Source organism: Duncaniella dubosii (genome assembly GCF_004803915.1).
Classification (GTDB): Bacteria; Bacteroidota; Bacteroidia; order Bacteroidales; family Muribaculaceae; genus Duncaniella; species Duncaniella dubosii.
The window spans coordinates 2911160-2933836 of sequence record NZ_CP039396.1 but is presented as its reverse complement, the minus strand read 5'-3'; the positions used below and the strand labels follow the sequence as shown (position 1 = coordinate 2933836).

At 43.8% G+C, this 22677-nt stretch carries 23 protein-coding genes; 18 read left to right on the top strand and 5 right to left on the bottom strand.

Annotation, left to right across the window (positions count from 1 at the left end; genetic code table 11):
- Positions 1-4: 4 nt before the first annotated feature.
- Both floA and E7747_RS13120 read left to right on the top strand, forming a co-directional pair.
- The gene (gene floA, locus E7747_RS13125; RefSeq protein WP_123614740.1) at positions 5-976 is read left to right on the top strand and encodes a flotillin-like protein FloA; all 972 of its coding nucleotides are present in this window, start codon (positions 5-7) and stop codon (positions 974-976) included.
- Positions 977-1014: 38 nt separating this feature from the next.
- Positions 1015-1857, top strand: coding sequence for a histidinol-phosphatase (locus E7747_RS13120; protein WP_136416440.1), 843 nt, complete (start codon positions 1015-1017; stop codon positions 1855-1857).
- Between the two features lie 68 nt (positions 1858-1925).
- Here E7747_RS13120 and E7747_RS13115 read toward each other — a convergent pair whose 3' ends face one another.
- The 4 genes from E7747_RS13115 to E7747_RS13100 form a co-directional block, all read right to left on the bottom strand.
- Positions 1926-3671 (bottom strand): bifunctional metallophosphatase/5'-nucleotidase, encoded by a 1746-nt coding sequence (locus E7747_RS13115; RefSeq protein WP_228449169.1) that lies wholly within the window; start codon positions 3669-3671, stop codon positions 1926-1928.
- A gap of 58 nt (positions 3672-3729) precedes the next feature.
- Complete coding sequence (locus E7747_RS13110; protein WP_136416438.1) at positions 3730-4503, bottom strand: DUF3108 domain-containing protein; 774 nt, start codon at positions 4501-4503, stop codon at positions 3730-3732.
- 17 nt (positions 4504-4520) lie between these two features.
- Positions 4521-5159, bottom strand: coding sequence for a thymidine kinase (locus tag E7747_RS13105; protein ID WP_123614736.1), 639 nt, complete (start codon positions 5157-5159; stop codon positions 4521-4523).
- Between the two features lie 79 nt (positions 5160-5238).
- Positions 5239-5859 (bottom strand): hypothetical protein, encoded by a 621-nt coding sequence (locus tag E7747_RS13100; RefSeq protein WP_136416436.1) that lies wholly within the window; start codon positions 5857-5859, stop codon positions 5239-5241.
- A gap of 148 nt (positions 5860-6007) precedes the next feature.
- On the opposite strand from E7747_RS13100, the gene E7747_RS13095 reads away from it, so the two are divergent.
- Positions 6008-6340, top strand: a complete 333-nt coding sequence (locus E7747_RS13095; RefSeq protein ID WP_123614734.1) for a single-stranded DNA-binding protein — start codon at positions 6008-6010, stop codon at positions 6338-6340.
- Positions 6341-6404: 64 nt separating this feature from the next.
- Here the strand turns inward: E7747_RS13095 and E7747_RS13090 are convergent, their stop codons facing one another.
- On the bottom strand, positions 6405-6689 hold the full coding sequence (locus E7747_RS13090) for a hypothetical protein (protein WP_123614733.1): 285 nt from the start codon (positions 6687-6689) through the stop codon (positions 6405-6407).
- A gap of 191 nt (positions 6690-6880) precedes the next feature.
- Between E7747_RS13090 and E7747_RS13085 the strand changes: the two genes are divergently transcribed.
- The 15 genes from E7747_RS13085 (at position 6881) to E7747_RS13015 (ending at position 22325) form a co-directional block, all read left to right on the top strand.
- Positions 6881-7084: a hypothetical protein gene (locus tag E7747_RS13085; RefSeq protein ID WP_136416434.1), complete on the top strand. Its 204-nt coding sequence runs from the start codon at positions 6881-6883 to the stop codon at positions 7082-7084.
- A complete protein-coding gene (locus E7747_RS13080) occupies positions 7069-8292 on the top strand; it encodes an efflux transporter outer membrane subunit (protein WP_136416432.1) in 1224 nt (407 codons plus the stop codon). The genes E7747_RS13085 and E7747_RS13080 overlap by 16 nt, the downstream gene beginning before the upstream one ends.
- A gap of 34 nt (positions 8293-8326) precedes the next feature.
- Positions 8327-9430 (top strand): efflux RND transporter periplasmic adaptor subunit, encoded by a 1104-nt coding sequence (locus E7747_RS13075; protein ID WP_136416430.1) that lies wholly within the window; start codon positions 8327-8329, stop codon positions 9428-9430.
- Positions 9431-9503: 73 nt separating this feature from the next.
- Positions 9504-12686, top strand: a complete 3183-nt coding sequence (locus E7747_RS13070; protein ID WP_136416429.1) for an efflux RND transporter permease subunit — start codon at positions 9504-9506, stop codon at positions 12684-12686.
- A gap of 143 nt (positions 12687-12829) precedes the next feature.
- Positions 12830-13435 carry a TetR/AcrR family transcriptional regulator gene (locus tag E7747_RS13065; protein WP_228449168.1) on the top strand — a complete coding sequence of 202 codons (606 nt, stop codon included), beginning with the start codon at positions 12830-12832 and terminating at the stop codon, positions 13433-13435.
- 22 nt (positions 13436-13457) lie between these two features.
- A complete protein-coding gene (fabG, locus tag E7747_RS13060; protein WP_123614728.1) occupies positions 13458-14204 on the top strand; it encodes a 3-oxoacyl-[acyl-carrier-protein] reductase in 747 nt (248 codons plus the stop codon).
- Positions 14205-14301: 97 nt separating this feature from the next.
- Entirely contained in the window at positions 14302-14889 is a 588-nt protein-coding gene (locus E7747_RS13055) for a DUF4290 domain-containing protein (RefSeq protein WP_228449167.1), read from the top strand.
- Between the two features lie 8 nt (positions 14890-14897).
- The gene (rimM, locus tag E7747_RS13050) at positions 14898-15443 is read left to right on the top strand and encodes a ribosome maturation factor RimM (protein WP_136416427.1); all 546 of its coding nucleotides are present in this window, start codon (positions 14898-14900) and stop codon (positions 15441-15443) included.
- A gap of 41 nt (positions 15444-15484) precedes the next feature.
- A complete protein-coding gene (locus E7747_RS13045; protein ID WP_123614726.1) occupies positions 15485-15790 on the top strand; it encodes a hypothetical protein in 306 nt (101 codons plus the stop codon).
- Positions 15791-15866: 76 nt separating this feature from the next.
- On the top strand, positions 15867-16511 hold the full coding sequence (locus E7747_RS13040) for an OmpA family protein (RefSeq protein WP_168185347.1): 645 nt from the start codon (positions 15867-15869) through the stop codon (positions 16509-16511).
- An 83-nt stretch (positions 16512-16594) separates the two neighbouring features.
- The gene (gene proS, locus E7747_RS13035) at positions 16595-18076 is read left to right on the top strand and encodes a proline--tRNA ligase (protein WP_136416422.1); all 1482 of its coding nucleotides are present in this window, start codon (positions 16595-16597) and stop codon (positions 18074-18076) included.
- A 94-nt stretch (positions 18077-18170) separates the two neighbouring features.
- On the top strand, positions 18171-19790 hold the full coding sequence (locus E7747_RS13030; protein WP_136416420.1) for a hypothetical protein: 1620 nt from the start codon (positions 18171-18173) through the stop codon (positions 19788-19790).
- On the top strand, positions 19787-20740 hold the full coding sequence (locus tag E7747_RS13025) for a glycosyltransferase family 2 protein (protein WP_123614722.1): 954 nt from the start codon (positions 19787-19789) through the stop codon (positions 20738-20740). Before E7747_RS13030 ends, E7747_RS13025 begins: the two co-directional genes overlap by 4 nt.
- The gene (locus tag E7747_RS17525; RefSeq protein ID WP_123614721.1) at positions 20740-21015 is read left to right on the top strand and encodes an HU family DNA-binding protein; all 276 of its coding nucleotides are present in this window, start codon (positions 20740-20742) and stop codon (positions 21013-21015) included. The genes E7747_RS13025 and E7747_RS17525 overlap by 1 nt, the downstream gene beginning before the upstream one ends.
- On the top strand, positions 21012-22325 hold the full coding sequence (locus E7747_RS13015; RefSeq protein WP_136416418.1) for an HU family DNA-binding protein: 1314 nt from the start codon (positions 21012-21014) through the stop codon (positions 22323-22325). Before E7747_RS17525 ends, E7747_RS13015 begins: the two co-directional genes overlap by 4 nt.
- Positions 22326-22677 lie beyond the last annotated feature (352 nt).

Sequence of the window (22677 nt, the reverse complement as noted above, 5' to 3'; positions counted from 1 at the left end):
CAACATGGAAATTACCTTAATCCTGATATTGATTGCTCTTGTAATCATTATCTGCATTTTCTTTTATTACGTGCCATTTTTTCTATGGATTTCGGCAAGAGTCAGCGGAGTGCGCATCTCACTGATGCAACTGTTTCTGATGCGTATACGAAAAGTTCCGGCATCGGTTATCGTTCGCGCTCTAATCGAAGCTCATAAGGCCGGTCTGAACGATGTTAGCCGTGACGACCTCGAAGCCCATTATCTCGCCGGAGGCAATGTAGAGAAAGTAGTGCATGCACTTGTCTCGGCATCAAAGGCCAATATCGATCTCGGTTTCAAAATGGCTACTGCCATTGACCTTGCTGGACGCGATGTGTTTCAGGCAGTCCAGATGTCTGTAAATCCAAAAGTCATTGAAACTCCCCATGTGACAGCCGTGGCGAAAGATGGTATTCAGCTTATCGCTATAGCCCGTGTGACAGTCAGAGCCAACATCCGTCAGCTTGTCGGAGGGGCAGGCGAAGATACAGTGCTTGCCCGTGTAGGTGAAGGCATCGTATCGTCTATCGGTTCTTCCGAGAGCCACAAGCAAGTGCTTGAAAACCCTGACAATATATCAAAACTCGTCCTCCGCAAGGGACTTGATTCCGGCACGGCGTTTGAAATCCTGTCAATCGACATCGCCGATATTGATATAGGTAAAAACATCGGCGCAGCCTTGCAGATAGATCAGGCTCAGGCCGACAAGAGCATAGCTCAGGCAAAGGCAGAGGAACGCAGAGCCATGGCGATTGCACTCGAACAGGAAATGAGAGCGAAAGCACAGGAAGCCCGTGCAAAGGTTATTGAGGCCGAAGCTGAACTTCCACGGGCAATGGCACAGGCATTCCTTTCAGGGAATCTTGGAATCATGGACTACTATCGCATGAAAAATATCGAATCAGACACAAATATGCGGCAGAACATAGCCAATCCTCCTGCGTCAAACAAGTAGGAAATTCATCAAGACACTGTCAACAAATCAACTGAACTGTGAATATCAAAGACATCGTAGGCTCGACGAGAGCTTATAATCTTCATTCCCATACTCAATTTTGTGACGGGCGCGCCGATATGGCGCGCTTTGTCGATGCAGCAATTGAAACCGGAATAAAACATCTCGGTTTCACACCCCATTCCCCTATTCCTATTGAATCGCCATGCAATATGAAAAAGGAAGATGTCGATGACTATATTTGCGAATTCCTTCGATTGAAAGAAGAGCATAAAGGGAAAATCGAACTTTACATGTCCATGGAAATTGATTATCTCGGGGATTGCTGGAACGCTGCCAACAAATATTTTTCTGAACTGCCTCTTGACTATCGATTAAGCTCAATACATTTTATACCTACACAGGACGGCTTGCTGGTAGATGTAGATGGCAGTTCGAAAAATTTCATAGAAAAGATGCACAGATATTTTCACGATGATATAAAATATGTCGTCGATACATTCTATGAACGGACAATCAACATGATTTTGCTTGGAGGCTTTGATATGATTGGGCATTTTGATAAAATCGGGCTGAACGCCTCGGCATATCATCCCGGTATAGAAGAAGAATCTTGGTATAAGAAACATCTTGATGACACAATCGAAGCCATTGTGGCGAGCAATGTAGTCGTTGAAGTCAACACCAAAGCATGGGAAGCCCCTGTCGGCAGTGACGAGAAGACAATCGGCACATACAAGCCAAGGCTTTTCCCGTCGGCTTCTACAATCCGAAGGCTCCATAACGCAGGTGTGACTTTCGCGGTCAACAGCGATGTCCATTACCCGGAAAGAATACTTGTAGGTCGCGATCCGGCCTTCAGAATCATCGACTCGATTTGATGTTTTTGATATAAAAAAGACTCCACATAAGATATAAAAACAAATCTATGCGGAGTCTTTTTAAATAATTAATCACCAAAAAGAGTCTTTCGGTCTCTTCTTACAGCATCTTTTACAAAATCTTCAGGAATGAACTTCCAATTTGATACGACTTCAGGAGATATTTTGCCTCTTTTCTCAATCTCTTTGATCAGATAGAATCTCAAATCCTTATCAGTCGATGAAACCACACGAGATTTCAGTTCATCGTGGGGTATGCCTGCCCCTTTGGTTAGCAGGTCTCCACCGCCATTGCCACGATAAGAATTTACTGCGACCCTATAAATTTTATCAAAATCAAACGGTGTCCCATCGGACATCGAAGTAATTGTAATTTTTTCACCCTGCGGCTTGGTCACATCCACCTTGTAATTAATTCCGGCAGCAGAGTCAAAGTTATATGAAGGATTGAGAAGTTTCGCATAATCGCCCTTAGCAGCTGTACGCAATCCTGAAAACAGAAGAAGATTATCATCCTGCGAATTCATAACATCGGTCCACAGCGAATAGCTCATCTCAAGATAATCCTTCAGCTCACGTCCGGTCATTTCCAATGTGTAGAGCATGTTTTCGTATTTGTAAAGAGTAAACATGTCACTCATGTGCAAATCACCTTTCCTGATTATGGCATCAAACGACAAAGGAGCTGCAAGTGAAATTTCAGCACCTGAAATCGTTAACTGTAAATCGTGTAAAAGTTGCATGAACGCTGAAGGACCAAAGTAGGCATCGCGTACAGAGAAATCGCCTTCAGATGTTCCGATTTTTCTATTCACAAAATCAAGAATCTCATTTTTCTCTGAATCAAACATCGCCATAAAAGCAGAATTCGGCACGATATCGTCAAGCGACGTAAGCTGACCGCTTAGTTTTTTCCCGATCACTTTCCCATTATCATCAAGTATGAAAGTCACATTTCCTTCAGCAAGATGATTTGCATTGTTAGCAGGGTTAAGGATTACAGCAGAAGAATCAACCTTGTCATTCGCCGTGGAATTAAATAATGTATGATCATGTCCCATAAAGATGAAATCGAAGCCGGGCACTTGCTCTGCGACAAGAAGAGAGGCATTTTCGCGCCATTCACCTGTCATTTTTGAAAAATCGCGTCCTGAATGAAATAGGCCGATAAGCAAGTCAGGTTTCTCATTTTCCATTATATATGGGACCCACTTTCCTGCAGACTCAACCATATCCTCAAATTCCAGTCCATCCCATAATGTTTCCGGGAGCCATGCTGGTATGGCAGGCGTGAGAAGCCCAAGAACCGCTATTCTGATGCCATTTTTATCCAACACTGTGTATGGTTGAAGATATGGCTTGCCGGTTGTACGATCAATCACATTCGCACCAAGCAGAGGCAAACTGCCAAGATCCTTACGATAACGGTCATATACCGCATGACCTGTCTCCACGTCATGATTTCCTATTGTCTCGGCATCATAATCAAGCCATTTCAACATTCTGGCAGTCAGATGCGGGGCATCTGTCTTTATAAAATTATAATAGTATGCCGTAGGCTGTCCCTGCAATATGTCCCCATTGTCGAGCAATATAACCCTGTCTCGCCCTAAAGAATCACGCAGTTCATTCACGCGGGTGGCGACCCGGGCAAGAGAACCATCACCCGGAGAGCGAGTGATAAAATTATAGGGGAAATAATTACCATGTACATCAGAAGTAACCGCTATTTTAAGTGTTAGCTCCTTGCCCAGACCGGAAGTCGGAGCAAGGAGTGAAGAAGCAATAGCCATTGCCAGACAAAACTTTTTCAATTTATAAAAAAATATTACGTAATTTGGGATATTATAAAAACAACTCAAACAATCGCTTTTAAGGATTAGGTCCGGTGTATATAGCCCTGACCTTTCCTACCGGGAGAGACCCTTCGACTTTAAGAGGTATCCGTTGCCCATCCATTGAAATCCATCCGGATATAGGCTGCGAACTTTCAACACCTTTTCGCGTAAAAGTAAAGTTGATATAATAGGCCGGGAAAGAACGGCCATTTAGAGAAACATCCTGTTTTCCCTTATATGTGATTTTTAATTTTTCTTTCTTTGAGCCAGAAAATATGTTTACAACCACATTCTGACCGACCGACATGTTGTCAAAATCAAGAGTACGGAGATAGAAGAACGAACTTAGCATATCAACTGTCATCCCTTGGGCCTCAAGCTGTATGGTCGATGTCGTCATCGGTCCTCCAGTCGCTTTCCGTTTATATCTGACCGCATCGGCATAGAATGTATTTCCGTCATGCCTGAAATGCAGCACATCCTTTTTATATTTACCATTCTCATGAGCGATATATGTATACGATACCGGATAAAATCCATTCTTGGTCATTGTCGTGTAAAGAGTGTCGCGCAGCATATATATCTTATTAGCCCACGGAGCATTCTCGGCAAATACGGCCGCCTGATATAAATCGCCGTCGTTCCTAAGTGTCATAGTGGCATAACCGGCAACTTTATTAATGAAACCCCATTTGTACATGACATCATATGTCAAAGTCTCATCAACAAGTGATATAGGATTAGCGGCTGTGGCACAATCTGCAAACAGAAGCAAGCCCAGTGCTGCGGTCAGAATTTTTGATTTCATAACTGTTAAAATCTAAATCAGTCATTTGATAGCTCTCTGAAAGGGAGCACAGAACGGTAGGACTGCTCGATCTGCTTGTTTCGCCAACACTTACGACAAACAGCGATATATCGGTCATCTCCACCTATCTCAACCTGCTCTCCCTCCTCGACAAAATCGCCGTGACGGTCAATGCGGGCATTTATTATGGTCTTTCGTCCACATGTACATGTCGATTTTATCTCATCGATCGTATCAGCAATCTCAAACAACCGTCGCGAACCTTCAAAAAGGTTACTTTGAAAATCAGTACGCAACCCGTAACAAATCACGTTGCTACCAAAATCATCAACGACACGAGACAGCTGATCGACCTGCTCACGTGTAAGAAATTGAGCCTCGTCGACAAGAAACCAGTCGATTACCGCCATGGATTTCTCAAATAATTCCTGAGCCATCTCATAGAGATCGGTGTCATGATATATCCACTTGCACTCACGCTGAATGCCGATACGCGATTTTATGACATTTGTCAGATCTCTTGTATCAATGACAGGTTTGAGGCAAACGTACTTCATGCGACGTTCCTCGAAATTGTAAGCCGTGGTCAGAAGCAATGCTGTTTTAGCAGAGCCCATTGTGCCATAGCGAAAGTATAACTTACCTTTTCTGTTCATTACCCAATAGTAATTTTTAATATGCCGGATGTAGACATGTTATTGATCCTTTACGCAGACAAAGGTAAGGAAATTTTTCTTATTGAGCTTCTCCCTGACGGGTAAAGACACAATCCATTTTTCCGATTTCAAATTTCAGTAACGGACCTTTGACCTTTACATCGTCAAGATGACGGAACGAGGCATAGCGGTTTTCAAGAGCGCGTTTCATGCTCGCCCCTATAGTCGCGGCAACCGATGGTCTGATTGAATCAATCTTCGGAGTATCGTTTCCGGTGAGAACATTGCCTTCAACAACAAGTGTCGACGGATCGACATCCACCGCAAGAGACTGAAGATTCAGAGACAATGCAATTTCATCATCATCAATCACTGTCCATGTTCCGGAAATAGTAGATTTAGCTGTAGCCGTGAGGCTAAGAGGCTCTACAAGCCCAGCATCAGCCACTACCTGAGTCGATGCAGTAATCATCCCGGCAATCACGACAGAGCCGCCATGACTGCCTTTGGCAATAACCGTACCGTCAGATACAAAATCAAAAGTTTCAAGAATAGTTGCTGTCACGACCGAATTGTCAGTGAAGTTTTCGGGTGTACCGGTCCAAGCCCCCTGCACCTCACTCGCAAGACGTGCGTTATCGTTACATGAAACCAATGCTAAAGCAGCAAACAGGCATGCTGATGTAATAAAATTTTTCATTATGTCACTATTTGGTTATTTTAATTTCGATTAACTATTTTTACAAATAACGTTCATAGATTTAAATTAGTTTCATTACATTGAAAAAAATTTAGTAATTTTGTGAATCGTAAACCCTACGTCAAACCACTATTCTAAATTTAACGAAGTGAGTGTCAACAAAGTCATACTAATCGGGAATGTCGGGAATGACCCGGAGATACGTTATATTGAAACACGCCCAATAGCAAGTTTCAGATTAGCGACAAACGAGAGGGAAAGGACACGGCCTGACGGCACAAAAATCCCCGAACGGACAGAATGGCATTCTATAATAATGTGGGATTCGGCGGCAGAATTTGCGGAAAAATACATACGTAGAGGCTCACGTCTATACATAGAAGGAAAAATACGTTATCGAATATGGGAAGACCGTAACGCTATAAAACGTAATGTTACAGAAATATATGTCGATAATTTTGAACTATTGGGCGGTAAATGAATTCTGCATTCCCTCAATATGAATGCAGAAATAAAATTAACTTGAACATACTTCACCTCTTTCTTTAGTCAAAGAGAGAAGGATAGGAATCTTTTCTTATAGAGGCCGTGGCGACGGCTGAATTGTTCGGCCGGTGCTTTAATACAATATTGTGATGCTGTGTCCATCCCTGAGTACTGTTACGGATGCGCAATGAAACAACACCTTTTGCCGAGTCGGTTTGTGCTTTTACATGGCGGAAAACATCGCCGATTGATGCCGCACCACAAAGACTTGTGGAAAACAATGTCACACCGCTGCTAAGTGCAGTGACATATAATAGATCGGTTCTATTGATTGCGGTTGTCATAACAGAGAGTTTTTTTATATTACTTCAGTCATCTACAGTGTCTATCTCACTGTAATGCAAAGGTAGCATTGTATATGGGCATAATTAATACCCATGCAACAAAATAAAAGTTAAATTACGGCGATTTGCGTGTCAAAACCAATGAACTACAATTGCATCTCGGATGTTTGAAAGAAAGCAACTCTAATTTTATGAGAAAATTTATTCACGTTTTAACTATTGTCTGCGGGATTCTGACGGGCTCAGCCCAGACAGTCATCGCCCAAAACACACATCGGGAAATCTTGAGGAGTAGTCTGCCAGACCGATGGACTTATGCCACCGAGATGGAACAGACTCTCCCAAGCGATGACAAATGGTGGGAAAATTTCAATGACCCATGCTTGACTCTCTGATTTCAACGGGGATTGACAACAACTTCAATGTGCTGACAGCCATCCACAGAATAGATATGGCAAAAGCGCAGATGAAAAGCGCGCAAGCCGGGTATTATCCAACTATAGGTCTCAGCGCAGGTTACACAAAGGCCCGCAGTGCAGGAGCAATCGGTGGAGAACATGTGCACTCCTCAAGCTCAAGTTATTTCAATCTCGGAGCAAACGTCAGCTGGGAAATAGATGTATTCGGCAAAGTCACTGCGGCAGTAAAAAACAAGAAAGCTCTCTATCAAGCAAGCCGGGCCGACTATGTTGCCACCATGATAAGTCTCTCTGCTGAAATCGCAACATATTATTTCAATCTGCGGACATTCCAGCGCCAGCTATACGTCACAAAAGAGCATCTTTCATCCCAAGACCGTGTGGTCGATATCGCAAAAGCCAGATTTGAAGCAGGGCTTGTATCAAAACTTGATGTCGCACAGGCATTGACAGTCTATTATTCCACAGAAGCTTCTATCCCGCAGCTTGAGACATCAATCAGACAAGCCATTAATGCCATCGCAATACTCATCGGAGTATATCCGGAAGATATTTCACTTCAACTTGAAAAAGGGGGACAGATGCCTGAATACAGACAACTTGTTCCGATGGGGGTACCGGCAAATCTGCTCCGAAGACGACCAGATATAGTTGCGGCTGAATACGAATTAGCAGCATATGCCGCAGAATTAGGGATTGCAAAGAAGGATTTTCTGCCTACATTATCAATAAATGGTTCTGTCGGAGTGTCATCTCATAAGGCCGGAGATCTTTTTAATGACAATAGCTTTGAATATAGCATAGCTCCTACTCTTTCATGGACTCTTTTTGACGGATTCGCAAGAAAATATGCTGTTTCCGAAGCAAAGGAACAGATGAAGATTGGCATTGAGAACTATAATCTGACTGTAATGACGGCAGTCCAAGAAGTCGACAATGCAATGATTGCCTATACATCGTCACTCAAAGCGATTGATAGTTACACTAAAGTCATCAATCAATGCGATGAATCATTCCATTTGTCAGTTGATGCCTACAAAGAAGGGCTTACCTCTTTCACAAATGTAGTCGATGCTCAGATTAACAGTCTCACTTATGCCAATTCTCTGATTTCAGCCAAAGGTGATGCTCTTGTCAATCTTGTTGACCTGTATAAAGCATTGGGAGGATCGCCTAACGAATGATTTTACTCATGACACCATGTAATATACAACACCTATGAAGAAAAATATAACATTGGCTGCAATAGCAGCCGGAATACTTGTCACAGCCTGTGGCGGACATAAAGAAGAAAGGGCCGAACAAACAGAGCCAACAGTCGATGTGGCTTTCCCAGAAATAGACTCAGTCACACTAAGCACCACTTACCCGGGAGAATTGACAGCTGTCAGCCAAGTAGATGTCGTGGGGAGGGTAAACGGCCAGTTGCTTTCTCAACATTACAATGATGGCGATTTTGTAAAAAAAGGAGATGTGCTTTTCCGTATAGAGGACGGAAAATACCGAGATGCCGTACAACAGGCAAATGCTGCCCTGACAACTGCAATCAGTTCACGCGACTATGCACAGAGCCATTACGAAGCCGTCAAAAAAGCATTGTTGAGCGATGCAGTGTCAAAGATGGAGGTCAATCAGGCCGAAAGCAATCTCCATCAAGCTGAAGCAAGCATAAAAAATGCACAGGCAGCACTCGAATCAGCTCAGACCAATCTCAGTTATTGCACAATCGTCGCCCCTATTTCAGGAATAGCATCGGCCGGGTCAATGAATATCGGCAACTATGTTAATGGCGAGGGGGCACCTGTAAAAATGACAACTATATATGATACATCCACCCTTACCGCACATTTCGCTGTCGGTAGCGAGAATGAAGCGGCAATAACCAATGCAGCCATGTCTTCACTAAAGCATATACCTCTGAGCTTCGCTGATTCAGTAGGACATAAATATTATGGAGATATGAGCTATGTTGCCCCTGCCCTCGAAACCTCCACCGGAACACTCGATATGAGATGCCATATAAAGAATACATATAATGAATTACGTCCCGGCATGTTCGTTAAAGTTGATCTGCCATATAAAAAAGTATCTGATGCAATACTTGTCAAAGACGCATCAATCAGCACAGACCAGTTAGGGAAATATCTCTACGTTGTCAACGATTCAGATAAGATTGTCTACACCCCCATTAAAGTCGGGCCACTTTATCGTGATTCACTACGCGTCGTAACATCGGGTATCAATCCCAAATCAAGATATGTGACGAAAGCTCTACTGAAAGTCAGAAACGGGATGAAAGTCACCCCGCGCCTAATCAAATAGGTTTATTCATATACGGACAATAGCACAGGAGACAGATATTGCCGCAAATTACAACCAATTAGAGCATAAAACCATGTTTTCAAGATTTTTTATAGACCGTCCCATATTCGCCACCGTCTTGGCTATTATCATGGTGCTTGTCGGTCTGATGACCGTCAAAAGTCTTCCCATATCACAGTATCCGGACATCACTCCTCCAACAGTCATGGTGTCGGCATCTTATCCGGGCGCAGATGCAGCCACAGTAGCCGAAGTAGTCGGAGCTCCGATTGAAGAACAGATCAACGGTGTAGAAGGAATGATGTATATGAGTTCAAATTCAAGCGACGGGTCATATAACCTCACCGTAACGTTCGAGAATGGAACCGATCTTGATGAAGCGACTGTGAAGGTGCAGAACCGCATCTCTTTAGCCGAAGCGACTTTGCCGACATCCGTGAAAGAGCAAGGGGTATCGGTCATGTCGGAGTCATCAAACATCATATTGTTCATCGCGCTCGAAGGAGATGACAGTGGCCGTTATGACGCCCTATATCTAACTAATTACGCCCAACTCAACATAATTGATGAACTGGCTCGAATCGACGGAGTCGGAGGTGCAGGCGCATTCGGTGCAGGAAAATATAGCATGCGCATATGGCTCGATCCTGATAAGATGAGACATTACAATCTGACTCCTGCAGATGTCAGTGCGATGATTCAATCACAGAATCTGGAGGTATCTGCAGGAAGTGTCGGAACGCCTCCTGTTAACAATAGTGTCGAATTTGAATTCACTCTTACTTCTGAGGGACAACTTAAGACAGCCGAAGAATTCTCTAATATCATCATCCGTACAGCCGAGAACGGAGGCTTACTCCGTTTGAAGGACATTGCCAAAGTCGAACTTGGCAGCCAAAGCTATTCAGGCATATCACATGTGTCAGGGAAAGAAGCTGGGCTTATAGGCGTACAACAATTACCCGGAGCGAATGCGCTTGATGTCGCAAAAAAAGTCAAAGCCAAGATGGAAGAGCTTTCGGAGTATTTTCCCGCCGGAGTACATTACAGCGTCATACTCGACACCACATCATTTGTGACGGCATCGATTGATGAAGTTTTGGTCACATTTGTGGAAACTACTCTCATCGTTATGTTGGTAATACTGATATTCCTCCAGAGTTGGCGAGCTGTTATCATTCCGATGATTGCAATCCCTGTGTCACTGATTGCTACATTCGCAGTCATGAAACTGCTCGGATTCTCTCTTAACACGCTTACGCTTTTTGGCCTCGTACTCGCCATAGCAATCGTTGTCGACGACGCTATTGTCGTGGTTGAAGACTGCGCGCGACTTGTCCAAGAAGGAAAACTTACTCCCCGCCAAAGCGCAGAAAAAGCCATGGTTGAATTACAAGGGCCGGTAGTTGGTGAAGTCCTTGTGCTATTGTCTGTTTTCATCCCGACTGCATTCATCAGCGGAATCACAGGGGAATTATACAAGCAATTCGCACTTACAATCGCAACTTCTGTCGCTTTCTCAGGATTCAATGCTCTCACGTTTACCCCTGCGATGTGCGCACTCTTTCTCAGAAAAAAAGAAGATCCGAACCCTCACTTTTTTCTTTACAAATGGTTTAACAAGGGATATGGTATTGTAATAAAGGGCTACACCAATCAGATCGGAAAATTACTTCACCATCCGATTGTAGCCATAGGCATATACTTTGTCATCTGTGCAATCGCATTCTGGGGATTCATCAAACTACCGTCAAGCTACATCCCACAAGAAGATATGGGATATTTCATGACTTCCATACAACTGCCGACAGGAGCATCTCTTGACCGTACTGACAAGATTGTGACCGAGCTGTCTGATAAAATCAAAAATATCGAAGAAGTAAAAGATGTAATTTCTATCTCAGGTCAATCCATGATGGGCGGTGGCTCGGGAGGCAACATGGGCTCTCTTTTTGTTGTGCTCAAACCGTGGAATGAACGACGCGGGAAATCACACGACGTTGATGCCGTAATCGCAAAAGTCAATGAAATAGCCTCCACCTATCAGGAGCCAATCGTATTTTCAATCAACCCTCCGGCAATTCCGGGACTCGGCATGACATCGGGTATGGAAATGCAGATTCTCGACATCAACAACCTCGGTGCACAAGCCCTGCAGCAGACAATCCAGTCAATGAAGGATGCAGCGGATAAAGACAACCGTCTTGCACAACTCACTACTCAGTTTCAGGCCGGAGTACCACAATATCGAATTAATGTCGACCGTGACAAAGCAAAACTTATGGGATTAACCATCGAAAATATTTATAGCACACTCGCTGAATTCATGGGTGGAAGCTATGTTAATGACTTCGTTGAATTCGGACGAACCTATCAGGTCAACATGAGCGGTGACAGTGACGCGAGAAGCACAGTCGAAAAGATTCCGAATCTGACTGTCAGAAATACCGACGGACAGATGGTTCCATTCTCTTCTTTTGCATCTATCGAGCCGACGATGGGACAATCAACGATCAGCCGATATAATATGTACACCTCAGCCTCCATCACAGGCACACCCGCCTCACACGTATCAAGCGAAGATGCAATCAAGGCGATGGAAGAAATATTGAAAGACACTGTAGGCGACCGCTTTGCATACGCATGGACAGGCGAAGCCTATCAGGAGACCCAATCCGGAACGACAATCTCATTTGTACTGCTCTTTGCAATAGTAATTACAATTCTCGTCCTTGCCGCTCAGTATGAAAGCTGGACCGATCCTCTCGCCGTAGTGATTTCAATGCCTACTGCAATACTTGGAACTGTAATCGGATGTCTGTTCCTGTCACAATCTATTTCGATTTACACACAAATCGGCATCATCCTTCTCCTTGGACTCTCGGCAAAAAATGCAATTCTTATTGTAGAATATGCACGTGATTTCCATAAAGGAGGACAAGATGTAAGACAGGCGGCACTTGACGCAGGAAGGATTCGTTTCCGTCCGATCATGATGACAGCATTCGCATTCGTGTTCGGTGTACTTCCGATGCTGTTTGCTACAGGAGCAGGCGCTCAATCGCGAATCGCACTTGGAACGGCTGTCGTTTTTGGCATGGCGGTCAACGCTATAGTCGGCACTCTTTTTGTCCCGGGATTCTGGGAGTTGCTTGAAAATTTCCGTGAGAAACATCTTGCAAAAATATTCGCCGGCTCTACCCAGTCCTCTGCCACCAATGCGACCATATCTGCAAAGCCAGACAAACATGATTGAGCAGCTATTTAAGCGAGGTTGCTACAAGTCAAATAACGAATAAATATCTCCTGCCGGAAGCTAAAATGCACCCGACAGGAGATATTTGTTATTTTTTTAGGATTTTTTTGTACCTTTGTCGTTCAAATGACTAAGTTATGACAATGGCGTCAAAGACACGCGAAAGACTCTTGGACGTTGCGCGTCAGCTCTTTGCCAGCAATGGCGTTGAGAAGACCACAATGAACGACATTGCCACCGCTTCTGACAAGGGGCGGCGTACCATCTACACGTATTTTAAAAACAAGAAGGAGATTTATGATGCCGTTATTGAACGCGAAAGCGAAGCTATTGTCATGAAGCTCAAAGCCGTAGTCATGTCAGACCTTGAGCCGGCTGAAAAATTCGAACGTTTTCTTGAAGCACGCTTCGATATTGTCGAAGAAACCATCAAGGCATCGGCGACAAGCCAGATTATCTCATATCTCACTCTTGACTATAAGCGTCTGGAGCGCATAAGGACACTTGCTGTCGCTAAGGAACAACTCCTGATTTCAAGGATGATTGACGAAGGAATCGGGAAAGGTGTCTTCGACCCGGTACAGGCACGATTACTCCCGGAAGTGTATCAGATGATATTCCAAGGGGTCGATTATTGCCATCTTAGCGGTAATTTCTCGCAATTTAATTTTACGGTATCCGACATTCGGGAATCTACCATAAAATTTCTCATCAATACTATAATCAAAAAGAACCATCAATATAGTTAACTAAATAACGACTATCAGACAAATGAAATTACTTGAAGGAAAAGTAGCGCTCATCACCGGAGCCGCCCGTGGTATCGGAAAGAGCATCGCTGTCAAGTTTGCACAGGAAGGTGCGGACATCGCATTTACAGACCTCAATCGTGATGAGAACATGGAAGCTACCGAGAAGGAACTCGAAGCCCTCGGTGTCAAAGCTAAAGGATATGCCTCAAACGCAGCTGACTTCGCCCAAACCGAAGAAGTCGTAGGAAAGATTAAAGAAGATTTCGGTCATATCGACATCCTCGTCAACAACGCAGGTATTACCAAAGACGGCCTTATGATGCGTATGTCTGAAGCACAATGGGATGCAGTAATCGCTGTTAACCTTAAGAGTGCTTTCAATTTCATCCATGCGGTTCTTCCGATTATGATGCGTCAGCGTCAAGGCTCAATCATTAACATGGCATCTGTTGTAGGTGTACACGGCAATGCCGGACAGTCAAACTACGCAGCGTCAAAGGCAGGTCTCATCGCACTTGCAAAAAGTATCGCACAGGAAGTCGGTTCACGTGGTATCCGCGCCAATGCAATCGCACCCGGATTCATCGAAACAGCTATGACCGCAGCCCTTCCTGACGATGTTCGCAAAGAATGGGCGCTCAAGATACCCCTGCGTCGCGCCGGTCAAGTGGAAGACATCGCAAATGTCGCTACATTCCTTGCATCCGATATGTCAAGCTACATCTCCGGCCAGGTTATTCAGGTCGACGGTGGCATGAACATGTGATAGCCCGACAACGTTTCACTGACATAAGGGATCGTAGATTGCATAAAAGGCAATCCGGTTCTCTTATGTCATTAACATTTATCAAGAGTATACCCCTATGCTGACATATAACACCCAACTTAAAAGGCTCGTTCTTCCGGAATACGGACGTAACATCCACCAGATGGTAGACCATTGTCTGACCATCGAGGACAGAGACGAACGTACACGGTGTGCCCATTCAATCATCGCCAGCATGTCCAAGCTCTTCCCGAAAATACGCGAAGAAGAGGATTATCAGCGAAAACTTTGGGACCACCTTGCAATCATGAGCAATTTCAAACTTGACATCGACTATCCGACAGAACCTCTAATGGCCGAAAAATTCACCTCCGCGCCATCCAAAGTACCATATACCGCCGGACATATCAGGTATCGTCATTATGGAAAGGATATCGAGCTAATGATCAATCGGGCTGTCAGTATGGAAGAAGGACCTGAGCGCGATGAATTTGTCATGCTCATTGCCAACCACATGAAAAAACTGCTGCTCAGCGTCACCGCTGATGGCGTTGACGACAGCAAGATTTTCAAGGATTTGGCAGACTATTCACACGGGATACTGCGCCTCGACCCACAGACCGTCAGACTGCATGAATTCAAAATTGTAGCTCCTCCAAGCAATAAGAAGAAAAAGAAAAGATAATAAAGAAGGTGATTAGACTCGCGGAAATAGCAGAAGCCGGACATTTCAACAAACCCCACGGAATAAAAGGAGAAATGTCGGCCACACTTGATTTCGACCTTGACTTAGATAATGTCAAATGTATCATAGTTCCGGTCGAAGGCATCTTTGTGCCTTTTTTCATACGCTCATGGCGTCCTAAGACGGCTGATACCTGTCTGCTTACTCTTGACGGAATCAATTCTGACATGAAGGCGCAGGAATTCAACAACAGAACTTTCTATATCCTGCGCTCTGATATACCGGAAGACGATAACGACGATGAGCCGGATGATGAAGATGGATTTTATGCTTCTGACCTTATTGGATACAGGATTTATGATCGCCATCTTGGTGACATAGGCATGATTTCAAGCATAAACGATGCGACCGAAAACGTGCTCTTTATCATTTCGACCGATAAAGGAAATGATATTTTTATTCCTGTAGCGGATGAATACATCGAAGATATCGACCATGACTCTCAGAAGATAACAACGGATCTCCCCTCCGGGCTCGTGGATCTCAACAGCTAAGAACACAATCCACATACAAATAAATCAAATATTATTCTGTCATGAAAGAATTTGATGAAAAAGAGGCTATAAAAGCCATGCGCACCGCCATCAGCGAAGAAAAGTCACGACTCTACGACGATGACGAGCTTCTTAATATCATTGACATAATATGGGACTGGTATGACGACCAAGGGCTTCTTGATATTGATGCTGAAGCGGATGACGAAGATGTCAATACTGACGCTCTCATCAAACATGTCGGTAAAATGATTTCCAAGGATACCGATTCTCCTGTGAAACGTGAGGATGTCGAGCCATTGGTTATGGCCGAACTTCGTTATGAACAATCGCTTGACGAAATATAATCAATACAGATTTTCTGTAATCAACCGCGGAACTCTCCAATCTCTTCAACAATTATTTTTCCAGCAGACAAAACATATGAAAAAATTTCTATTGGCCTCTCTTTTTGCCGCCTTCGCATTCGGCGTACCAGCCGAATGCGAAGCAAAAGACATAAGCAAAGATCCCTATAGAGGATACGACGAGACCGTCTATATGGACATGGAGCTGGAGGACAACCTAAAGGCACCAACGGTCAGTAAGAACGAACACAATGCGGTCAAATCATACATGACACGTCTTGGAAAAGACCTTGCGAAAAAAAACTATATCGTGGATTTGATGAGAGATGACGAAGTTGTTCTCGTCACAATCCCGTCTGATGACATCTTTCTCCCAAACGACACGCTTCTTTCACCTGCCGCTCCGGCAAAACTCGCACCAATAATCTCACTCCTCTCTGACCCATACATGTTCAAAGTGGGCTATGCAGTCCATACAGACAATACAGGCTCTCCGACATATAATATGCGTCTTTCACACCAACGCAACAACTCCATCTACGATTGGTTGCTCGAAAAAATCAGCGAAGACCAGATTGTCATTCCTTACGAATATGGCGATACAGATCCTCTCGGACCAAACGACTCTCGCGAAGGCCGAAAAGAGAACAGGCGAGTCGAAATCTTCCTGATTCCCGGACCAAAGCTGATAAGTTCAGCTCAAAAAGGAATGCTGAAATAATTTTCCGGGCGCGTATTTTTTTGTAATTTTGTATTTATCCAACTTCTACATATCACAAAACTCAAGAATATAAATTCTTTACAATGGCAAAGGAACTAAAAGATCTCACCAAACGCAGTGAAGATTATTCAAAATGGTACAACGAACTTGTAGTAAAGGCTGACCTTGCCGAGCAGAGCGCTGTGCGTGGCTGTATGGTCATCAAACCATATGGTTATGCCATATGGGAAAAAATGCAGCAAACGCTCGACAAAATGTTCAAGGAAACAGGGGTGCAGAACGCTTATTTCCCCCTTCTCATTCCCAAATCGTTTCTTTGTCGTGAGGCCGAACATGTCGAAGGCTTTGCCAAAGAATGTGCCGTTGTGACACACTACCGTCTTAAGAATGACCCAAACGGCAACGGTGTGGTTGTCGATCCTGACGCACGTCTTGAAGAGGAATTGATTGTCCGTCCGACATCTGAAACAATTATATGGGGCACTTATAAGAACTGGATTCACAGTTACCGTGATCTCCCCGTTCTTTGCAACCAGTGGGCAAACGTAATGCGCTGGGAGATGCGCACACGTATGTTCCTCCGCACAGCAGAATTCCTTTGGCAGGAAGGCCACTGTGCACACGCCACAGCCGAAGAGTCAGAAGCACGCACCGTGCAGATGATAAACCTATATGCAGATTTTGCTGAAAAATATATGGCAATGCCTGTAATAAAGGGCGTGAAGTCTGCTAACGAACGTTTTGCAGGTGCTCTCAACACATACACCATCGAGGCTATGATGCAGGATGGAAAAGCGCTTCAGTCCGGCACATCCCATAACCTCGGCCAAAATTTCGCAAAGGCATTCGACGTTACTTTCGTCAACAAAGACAACAAGCCGGAATATGTATGGGCCAACTCATGGGGTGTGTCAACCCGTCTGATGGGAGCTCTCATCATGACCCACTCTGATGACAACGGTCTCGTACTTCCGCCACATCTCGCTCCCATTCAGGTAGTGATCATACCCATCTATAAGAATAGCGAGCAACTTGCTGAAATCTCGGCTAAAGTCGAGCCTATCATCAATGAACTCCGTGCGCTCGGTATCAGCGTGAAATACGACGATTCCGAAAACAAACGTCCAGGCTTCAAATTTGCCGATTACGAACTTAAAGGTGTTCCCGTACGTCTTGCCATCGGAGCTCGTGACATCGAAAACGGGACAGTGGAAGTCATGCGTCGCGACACACTTGAAAAACACGTCGCTCCGCTTGACGGTATCGCCAATTATGTGGCCAAACTTCTCGAAGAGATACAGGACAACATCTTCCAAAAGGCACTCAAGCATCGCGAATCGATGACGCGCACTGTCGATACCTACGAAGAATTCAAAAAAGAAATCGAAAAGGGAGGTTTCATCCTTGCGCATTGGGACGGAACAACAGAAACCGAGGAAAAAATCAAGGATGAAACAAAGGCTACAATCCGTTGCATTCCTCTTGACGGAGACGAGACTCCCGGAGTATGTATGGTGACTGGCAAGCCTTCTGCGCGCAGAGTCATATTTGCCCGTAACTACTAATCCACTAGCAAGTCTTTCTCTCGACTTGACCATCACTTATTCTCCTCTCTCCTTCAATATCTCTTCTCTACTGACATTTCTGCACATAAGAATCATGCCAATAATACGTATCCCGCGAGTAACAGTCGGCATATCCACGCTGATTGCAATTCTCGGGCTTATAGTTCCATTGCTTACGCTTCATCTCGGGTTCTACCCTTGGAAAGATGAGGAGTATCAACTTATGTGCATAGCAGACTACAGGTCTACACCTTTAGCCGCACTAACGATGTATATCGGACACCTGTGGTCAATAATTGTCGGGAACGACAATATCATGTCATTTCGCTATCTTGCCTATATCTGCAACGCTCTAAGCATATTGCTGCCATGTTGCTATTTTTATAGCAAAACACATCAGTCACTCGCAGCCACTGTAATCTTTTTTATCCTGCAGCTCTGTATGTCGCTATTCGGATTATTTTCCTATGAATGGGATACGACTACACATTTGTTTCTTACAGTATGCTGCCTGATTGCAGTCAGTTATCTTGACAGACCTACAGTTGCCAAAATCTCGTTACTCGCTGTTTTTTCTTCATGTGCTATCTTCGCACGAATACCAAATGCTGCAATTCTACCTGTCGCGTTAATACTTATATCCGTCAGCCGAAGAACGGTAAGACGTATTGCCTGCGATTTCACAGTCTACATGATAGTTGCGCTATGCACATCAGCAATAATTATATTCCTTATATGGGGTGATTTCCAATCTTTCATCGCATCATGGTCTTCCGACAATTACATCACCGGCCATAGCAGCCTAACCGATGTACTCTTCCTGCAAGTATGGACACGCTATCCTATTTCGCTCAGATATTTCTATATGTGGGGAGGAGTATTTGCTGCCATATGCTATCTAAACAAAATTATAATAACCAGATTTTGGAAATACACGATTATTGTTATAATATCGTTCTCAATCATAGCGCTATGGCTTGTCGTACGTGTGACATCTGACGACACAAACTCCTACATGATTGATCTGTTTTATTTTTCCACGGCTCTTATCCCTGCAATAGCTATATACAGACATTCTGAGATTCGGCAATCAGTGCTACTCTGCCTTACGCTCATAGCTTTCGCTCTCGTTTCATACGTAGGATCTGACTGCGGACTATATAAAATACTCTGCATGCCCCTAATACCGATAGCGCTTGCCGATTTAGCAAAATATCGCTTACGCAGCGTCAATGAATTCTATTTTTCAATTGCCGTTGTGGTGGTCATCTGTTATCTGCCGTTACGGCTAAAAAATCCGTGGACAAGAGAATGGATGAACCGCTACCCTGCTACATACACAATAACAAAACTCCAAGGCATACGTCATTCAGATAAAGAAGTTTCAAGAAGAACAAAAATTTATCATCTTGGGAAAGAGATTGAAGCTGATAACAAGAAAATACTCTTCCTTGGCAATGACCGCTATATGTTTGACTATCTTCTCGGCCATTCAAAAGACAACATTGACCGTTATCCGGTGCAACGCTACCACGATGACAATTCGTTTGAAGGCATAGAATGCCAGCTCTACGATATGGCCGATAGATTTGATTTCATATATCTCGGATATGAGTTTAAGGATTCAGACAGACAGAAAATTTCAAATAAATTAGCTGAAAACGGTTTTTCTTTGTACCTTAGCGACGAAGATTATACCATCTGGCAGAGATGACACCAATAAAATTAGCCATAGTCGTTCCTTGTTACAACGAAGAGGCAGTTCTGCCACTTTCGGCCAAAGAGCTGCTTGCCATTCTCGACCGTCTCATCGAGGACGGTAAAATTGCGCATGACAGCTTCATCTTATGCTGCGATGATGGCAGCAAGGATGCCACATGGGCTGTAATCAACAGCCTTCACCGGAAAGACAACAGGATTAAAGGAATAGCATTGGCCCATAATCGTGGCCATCAAAACGCACTTTTAGCCGGATTGATGAGCGTAAGAGTGAAATGTGATGCCGCAGTCTCCATTGATGCCGATCTTCAGGATGACCCTGCCGCCATTATTGAAATGGTCGATAAATTCATTTCAGGGAAAGAAATCGTATATGGCGTGCGTAACAAACGCGACACCGACACTTGGTTCAAGCGCACTACTGCAAGATTATTTTACAGATTCCAGCAATTAATGGGAGTCAATGCAATCGCTGACCATGCGGATTTCCGCCTGATGAGTTCAAGGGCTATCGATTTATTGGCTGATTATAGCGAATCGAACTTATATTTACGCGGAATTGTTCCTATGATTGGGCTTGACAATGCGATTGTCACTTATGAGCGCCATGCCCGCGCTGCAGGAGAATCAAAATATCCTCTATCGAAGATGTTATCTTTCTCGATTGACGGTATAACCTCATTTTCGGCAAAACCTATGAGAATGGTATTTTTTGTTGGATTCGCACTGCTGATAATAGACCTTCTTGTAGCAATCTATGTCATCGCATCAATTCTTTTCTCCGACCATCTTGAAGCCGGATGGGCATCCCTGATAATCTCAGTCTGGTTTCTCGGGAGCCTCATATTGATGGCTATCGGAATTGTCGGAGAGTATATCGGTAAAATATTCATTGAAGTCAAACAACGTCCGCGATATGCTATTCGCGACATTTTATTCGATTAATGGACAACAAAACATTTATTACAAAATTGTCGAAACGCTTAAATCGTGATACATCTGAAGTCTCGACACTCATTGACGGACTAAGCAGGATATTTCGCGAAGCCGGTTCTGAACTGGATTCAATTGCCATCCCGGGATTCGGCACTTTCAAATCGACAAAGACAGAGGAGAGGGTTGTAACTGATGAAACTACACAGGAGCGAACACTATATCCTCCTGTTATTTCCATGGAATTTCAGCCAAGCATCATTCTTAGGAAAAAATTAAGCAAATGAATCAGAAAATACCATTTCACGAACTTTCAGCACGCATAGCCACCACTACAGGTATCAGTGAGGAAAGCGCAGAACAATTTGTCAAAAATTTCTTTGACCTCATATTCGAATCGCTAATCAAAGGCGAAAGCGTCAAGGTCAAGGGGCTCGGAGCATTCAACCTGATTGATATAAATGGCGAGAAAAGCATCGAGTTCCTGGCTGACAAAGATATTACTGACGTAATCAATGCTCCATTTGCAATGTTTGAGCCTGTCAAGCTCAATGCCTCTGTCTCAGAGGAAATGCTTACGCAGGCATACAGCAATACTGAAGACGAAGAACCCCATGTATCCATTCAAGATGAATCAGTTTCAGATTTTCCATCGGCCTCAGATGTTGAAGAAACAATAGACGGACAGTCTGCTACGAATGTATCATCCACTACTCCAGTTCCTGTCACGCCGGAAAATCCCGTCGCTGAGCAAAATGGTAAAGAAGAGCAACCTATAACAGTTCCTGAACAAGAGACAAAAGCCGAAAAAAGCTACGAACAGGCCGTCCACATTTCTGAGCCACAGATCCCGTCTAATGAACCAGAAGGGATCAAGCATCCAGAGTCTGAGCCCACGGCTAAAACAGAAATTCCCACACCTGAATCAAGCACCCGTCAGATTTGCACACCAACACCGCCAGTCAAACCTGTTGTCATACCTTCTACGCCAAAACAGATTCAACCGTTAGAAGACGAGGATGAAGAATATGTCGGACAAGCGAAACAACCATCAGGAAATGGCAACTTCTGGACCGGACTGTTAGTCGGTATAATCATCGGACTTGCACTTGGAGCATGCGGTGTTTATCTTGCCATTGACTATTTTTTCCCAACTGTGCAACGTCCAGCTGTAGAACAATCTGAGGAACAGGATGAAATCGCATCTCTGATGACAGAATTGCTGCCGGATTCAATAACAACGCAACCCACTGTAGAAAATGAAGCCATACCCGACGAAACATCTCAGGCAGAAACACCGAAAGCGACAGAAGAGCCCAAAGAGGCAACTTCTGCAACAAATGTCACTGTTACAGACACTATACGCCGAGGCTATCTGATTCCAGATATGGCCAAGAAGTTTTTCGGGAGCAAGGACTATTGGGTTTATATCTATGAAGAGAACAAATCAAAAATCGGCAACCCCAACAACACCCAGCCGGGACAAGTGCTTGTCATTCCTGCTGCAGAAAAATATGGCATAGTCCCGGACAATGCAGCAAGTCTACAGAAAGCAAGGGTCAAAGCGACGGAAATATTACGAAAATATCCGAGATAATCTTTCAGATGAGCAATCAATGATTCCGTAATTATTTCATTCATACTTTCTTTTAAACAATAGTTCGGTAAAATTTGCATATTCAATTGAATATCAATAAGATGCAATAATAATTCAATATCAATGCAAACTATTGTGTATCAGTGCGATACAGCTATGTCTGCTCAAAAATTACCGAACTGTTGTTTAAAATAAAATCCCGTGAAAATATATTGAGATAAATTTTCACGGGATTTTATTTTTAGTTTCAAAATTTATCATTTCTATATTGTTAAACGAAAAATAGCTAAAATTAACACACTTTTTTCACACAATAATTGTTGTTATTTATAATTTTGTATTCCATTTCATC

What these genes read in the sequence shown, in the direction of transcription:
- floA (WP_123614740.1), top strand. Translation starts at nt 5, where the DNA reads ATGGAAATTACCTTAATCCTGATATTGATTGCTCTTGTAATCATTATC.
- E7747_RS13110 (WP_136416438.1), bottom strand. Translation starts at nt 4,503, where the DNA reads ATGAAATCAAAAATTCTGACCGCAGCACTGGGCTTGCTTCTGTTTGCA.
- E7747_RS13105 (WP_123614736.1), bottom strand. Translation starts at nt 5,159, where the DNA reads ATGAACAGAAAAGGTAAGTTATACTTTCGCTATGGCACAATGGGCTCT.
- E7747_RS13100 (WP_136416436.1), bottom strand. Translation starts at nt 5,859, where the DNA reads ATGAAAAATTTTATTACATCAGCATGCCTGTTTGCTGCTTTAGCATTG.
- E7747_RS13090 (WP_123614733.1), bottom strand. Translation starts at nt 6,689, where the DNA reads ATGACAACCGCAATCAATAGAACCGATCTATTATATGTCACTGCACTT.
- E7747_RS13085 (WP_136416434.1), top strand. Translation starts at nt 6,881, where the DNA reads ATGAGAAAATTTATTCACGTTTTAACTATTGTCTGCGGGATTCTGACG.
- E7747_RS13080 (WP_136416432.1), top strand. Translation starts at nt 7,069, where the DNA reads ATGCTTGACTCTCTGATTTCAACGGGGATTGACAACAACTTCAATGTG.
- E7747_RS13075 (WP_136416430.1), top strand. Translation starts at nt 8,327, where the DNA reads ATGAAGAAAAATATAACATTGGCTGCAATAGCAGCCGGAATACTTGTC.
- E7747_RS13070 (WP_136416429.1), top strand. Translation starts at nt 9,504, where the DNA reads ATGTTTTCAAGATTTTTTATAGACCGTCCCATATTCGCCACCGTCTTG.
- E7747_RS13065 (WP_228449168.1), top strand. Translation starts at nt 12,830, where the DNA reads ATGGCGTCAAAGACACGCGAAAGACTCTTGGACGTTGCGCGTCAGCTC.
- fabG (WP_123614728.1), top strand. Translation starts at nt 13,458, where the DNA reads ATGAAATTACTTGAAGGAAAAGTAGCGCTCATCACCGGAGCCGCCCGT.
- E7747_RS13055 (WP_228449167.1), top strand. Translation starts at nt 14,302, where the DNA reads ATGCTGACATATAACACCCAACTTAAAAGGCTCGTTCTTCCGGAATAC.
- E7747_RS13045 (WP_123614726.1), top strand. Translation starts at nt 15,485, where the DNA reads ATGAAAGAATTTGATGAAAAAGAGGCTATAAAAGCCATGCGCACCGCC.
- E7747_RS13040 (WP_168185347.1), top strand. Translation starts at nt 15,867, where the DNA reads ATGAAAAAATTTCTATTGGCCTCTCTTTTTGCCGCCTTCGCATTCGGC.
- proS (WP_136416422.1), top strand. Translation starts at nt 16,595, where the DNA reads ATGGCAAAGGAACTAAAAGATCTCACCAAACGCAGTGAAGATTATTCA.
- E7747_RS13030 (WP_136416420.1), top strand. Translation starts at nt 18,171, where the DNA reads ATGCCAATAATACGTATCCCGCGAGTAACAGTCGGCATATCCACGCTG.
- E7747_RS13025 (WP_123614722.1), top strand. Translation starts at nt 19,787, where the DNA reads ATGACACCAATAAAATTAGCCATAGTCGTTCCTTGTTACAACGAAGAG.
- E7747_RS17525 (WP_123614721.1), top strand. Translation starts at nt 20,740, where the DNA reads ATGGACAACAAAACATTTATTACAAAATTGTCGAAACGCTTAAATCGT.
- E7747_RS13015 (WP_136416418.1), top strand. Translation starts at nt 21,012, where the DNA reads ATGAATCAGAAAATACCATTTCACGAACTTTCAGCACGCATAGCCACC.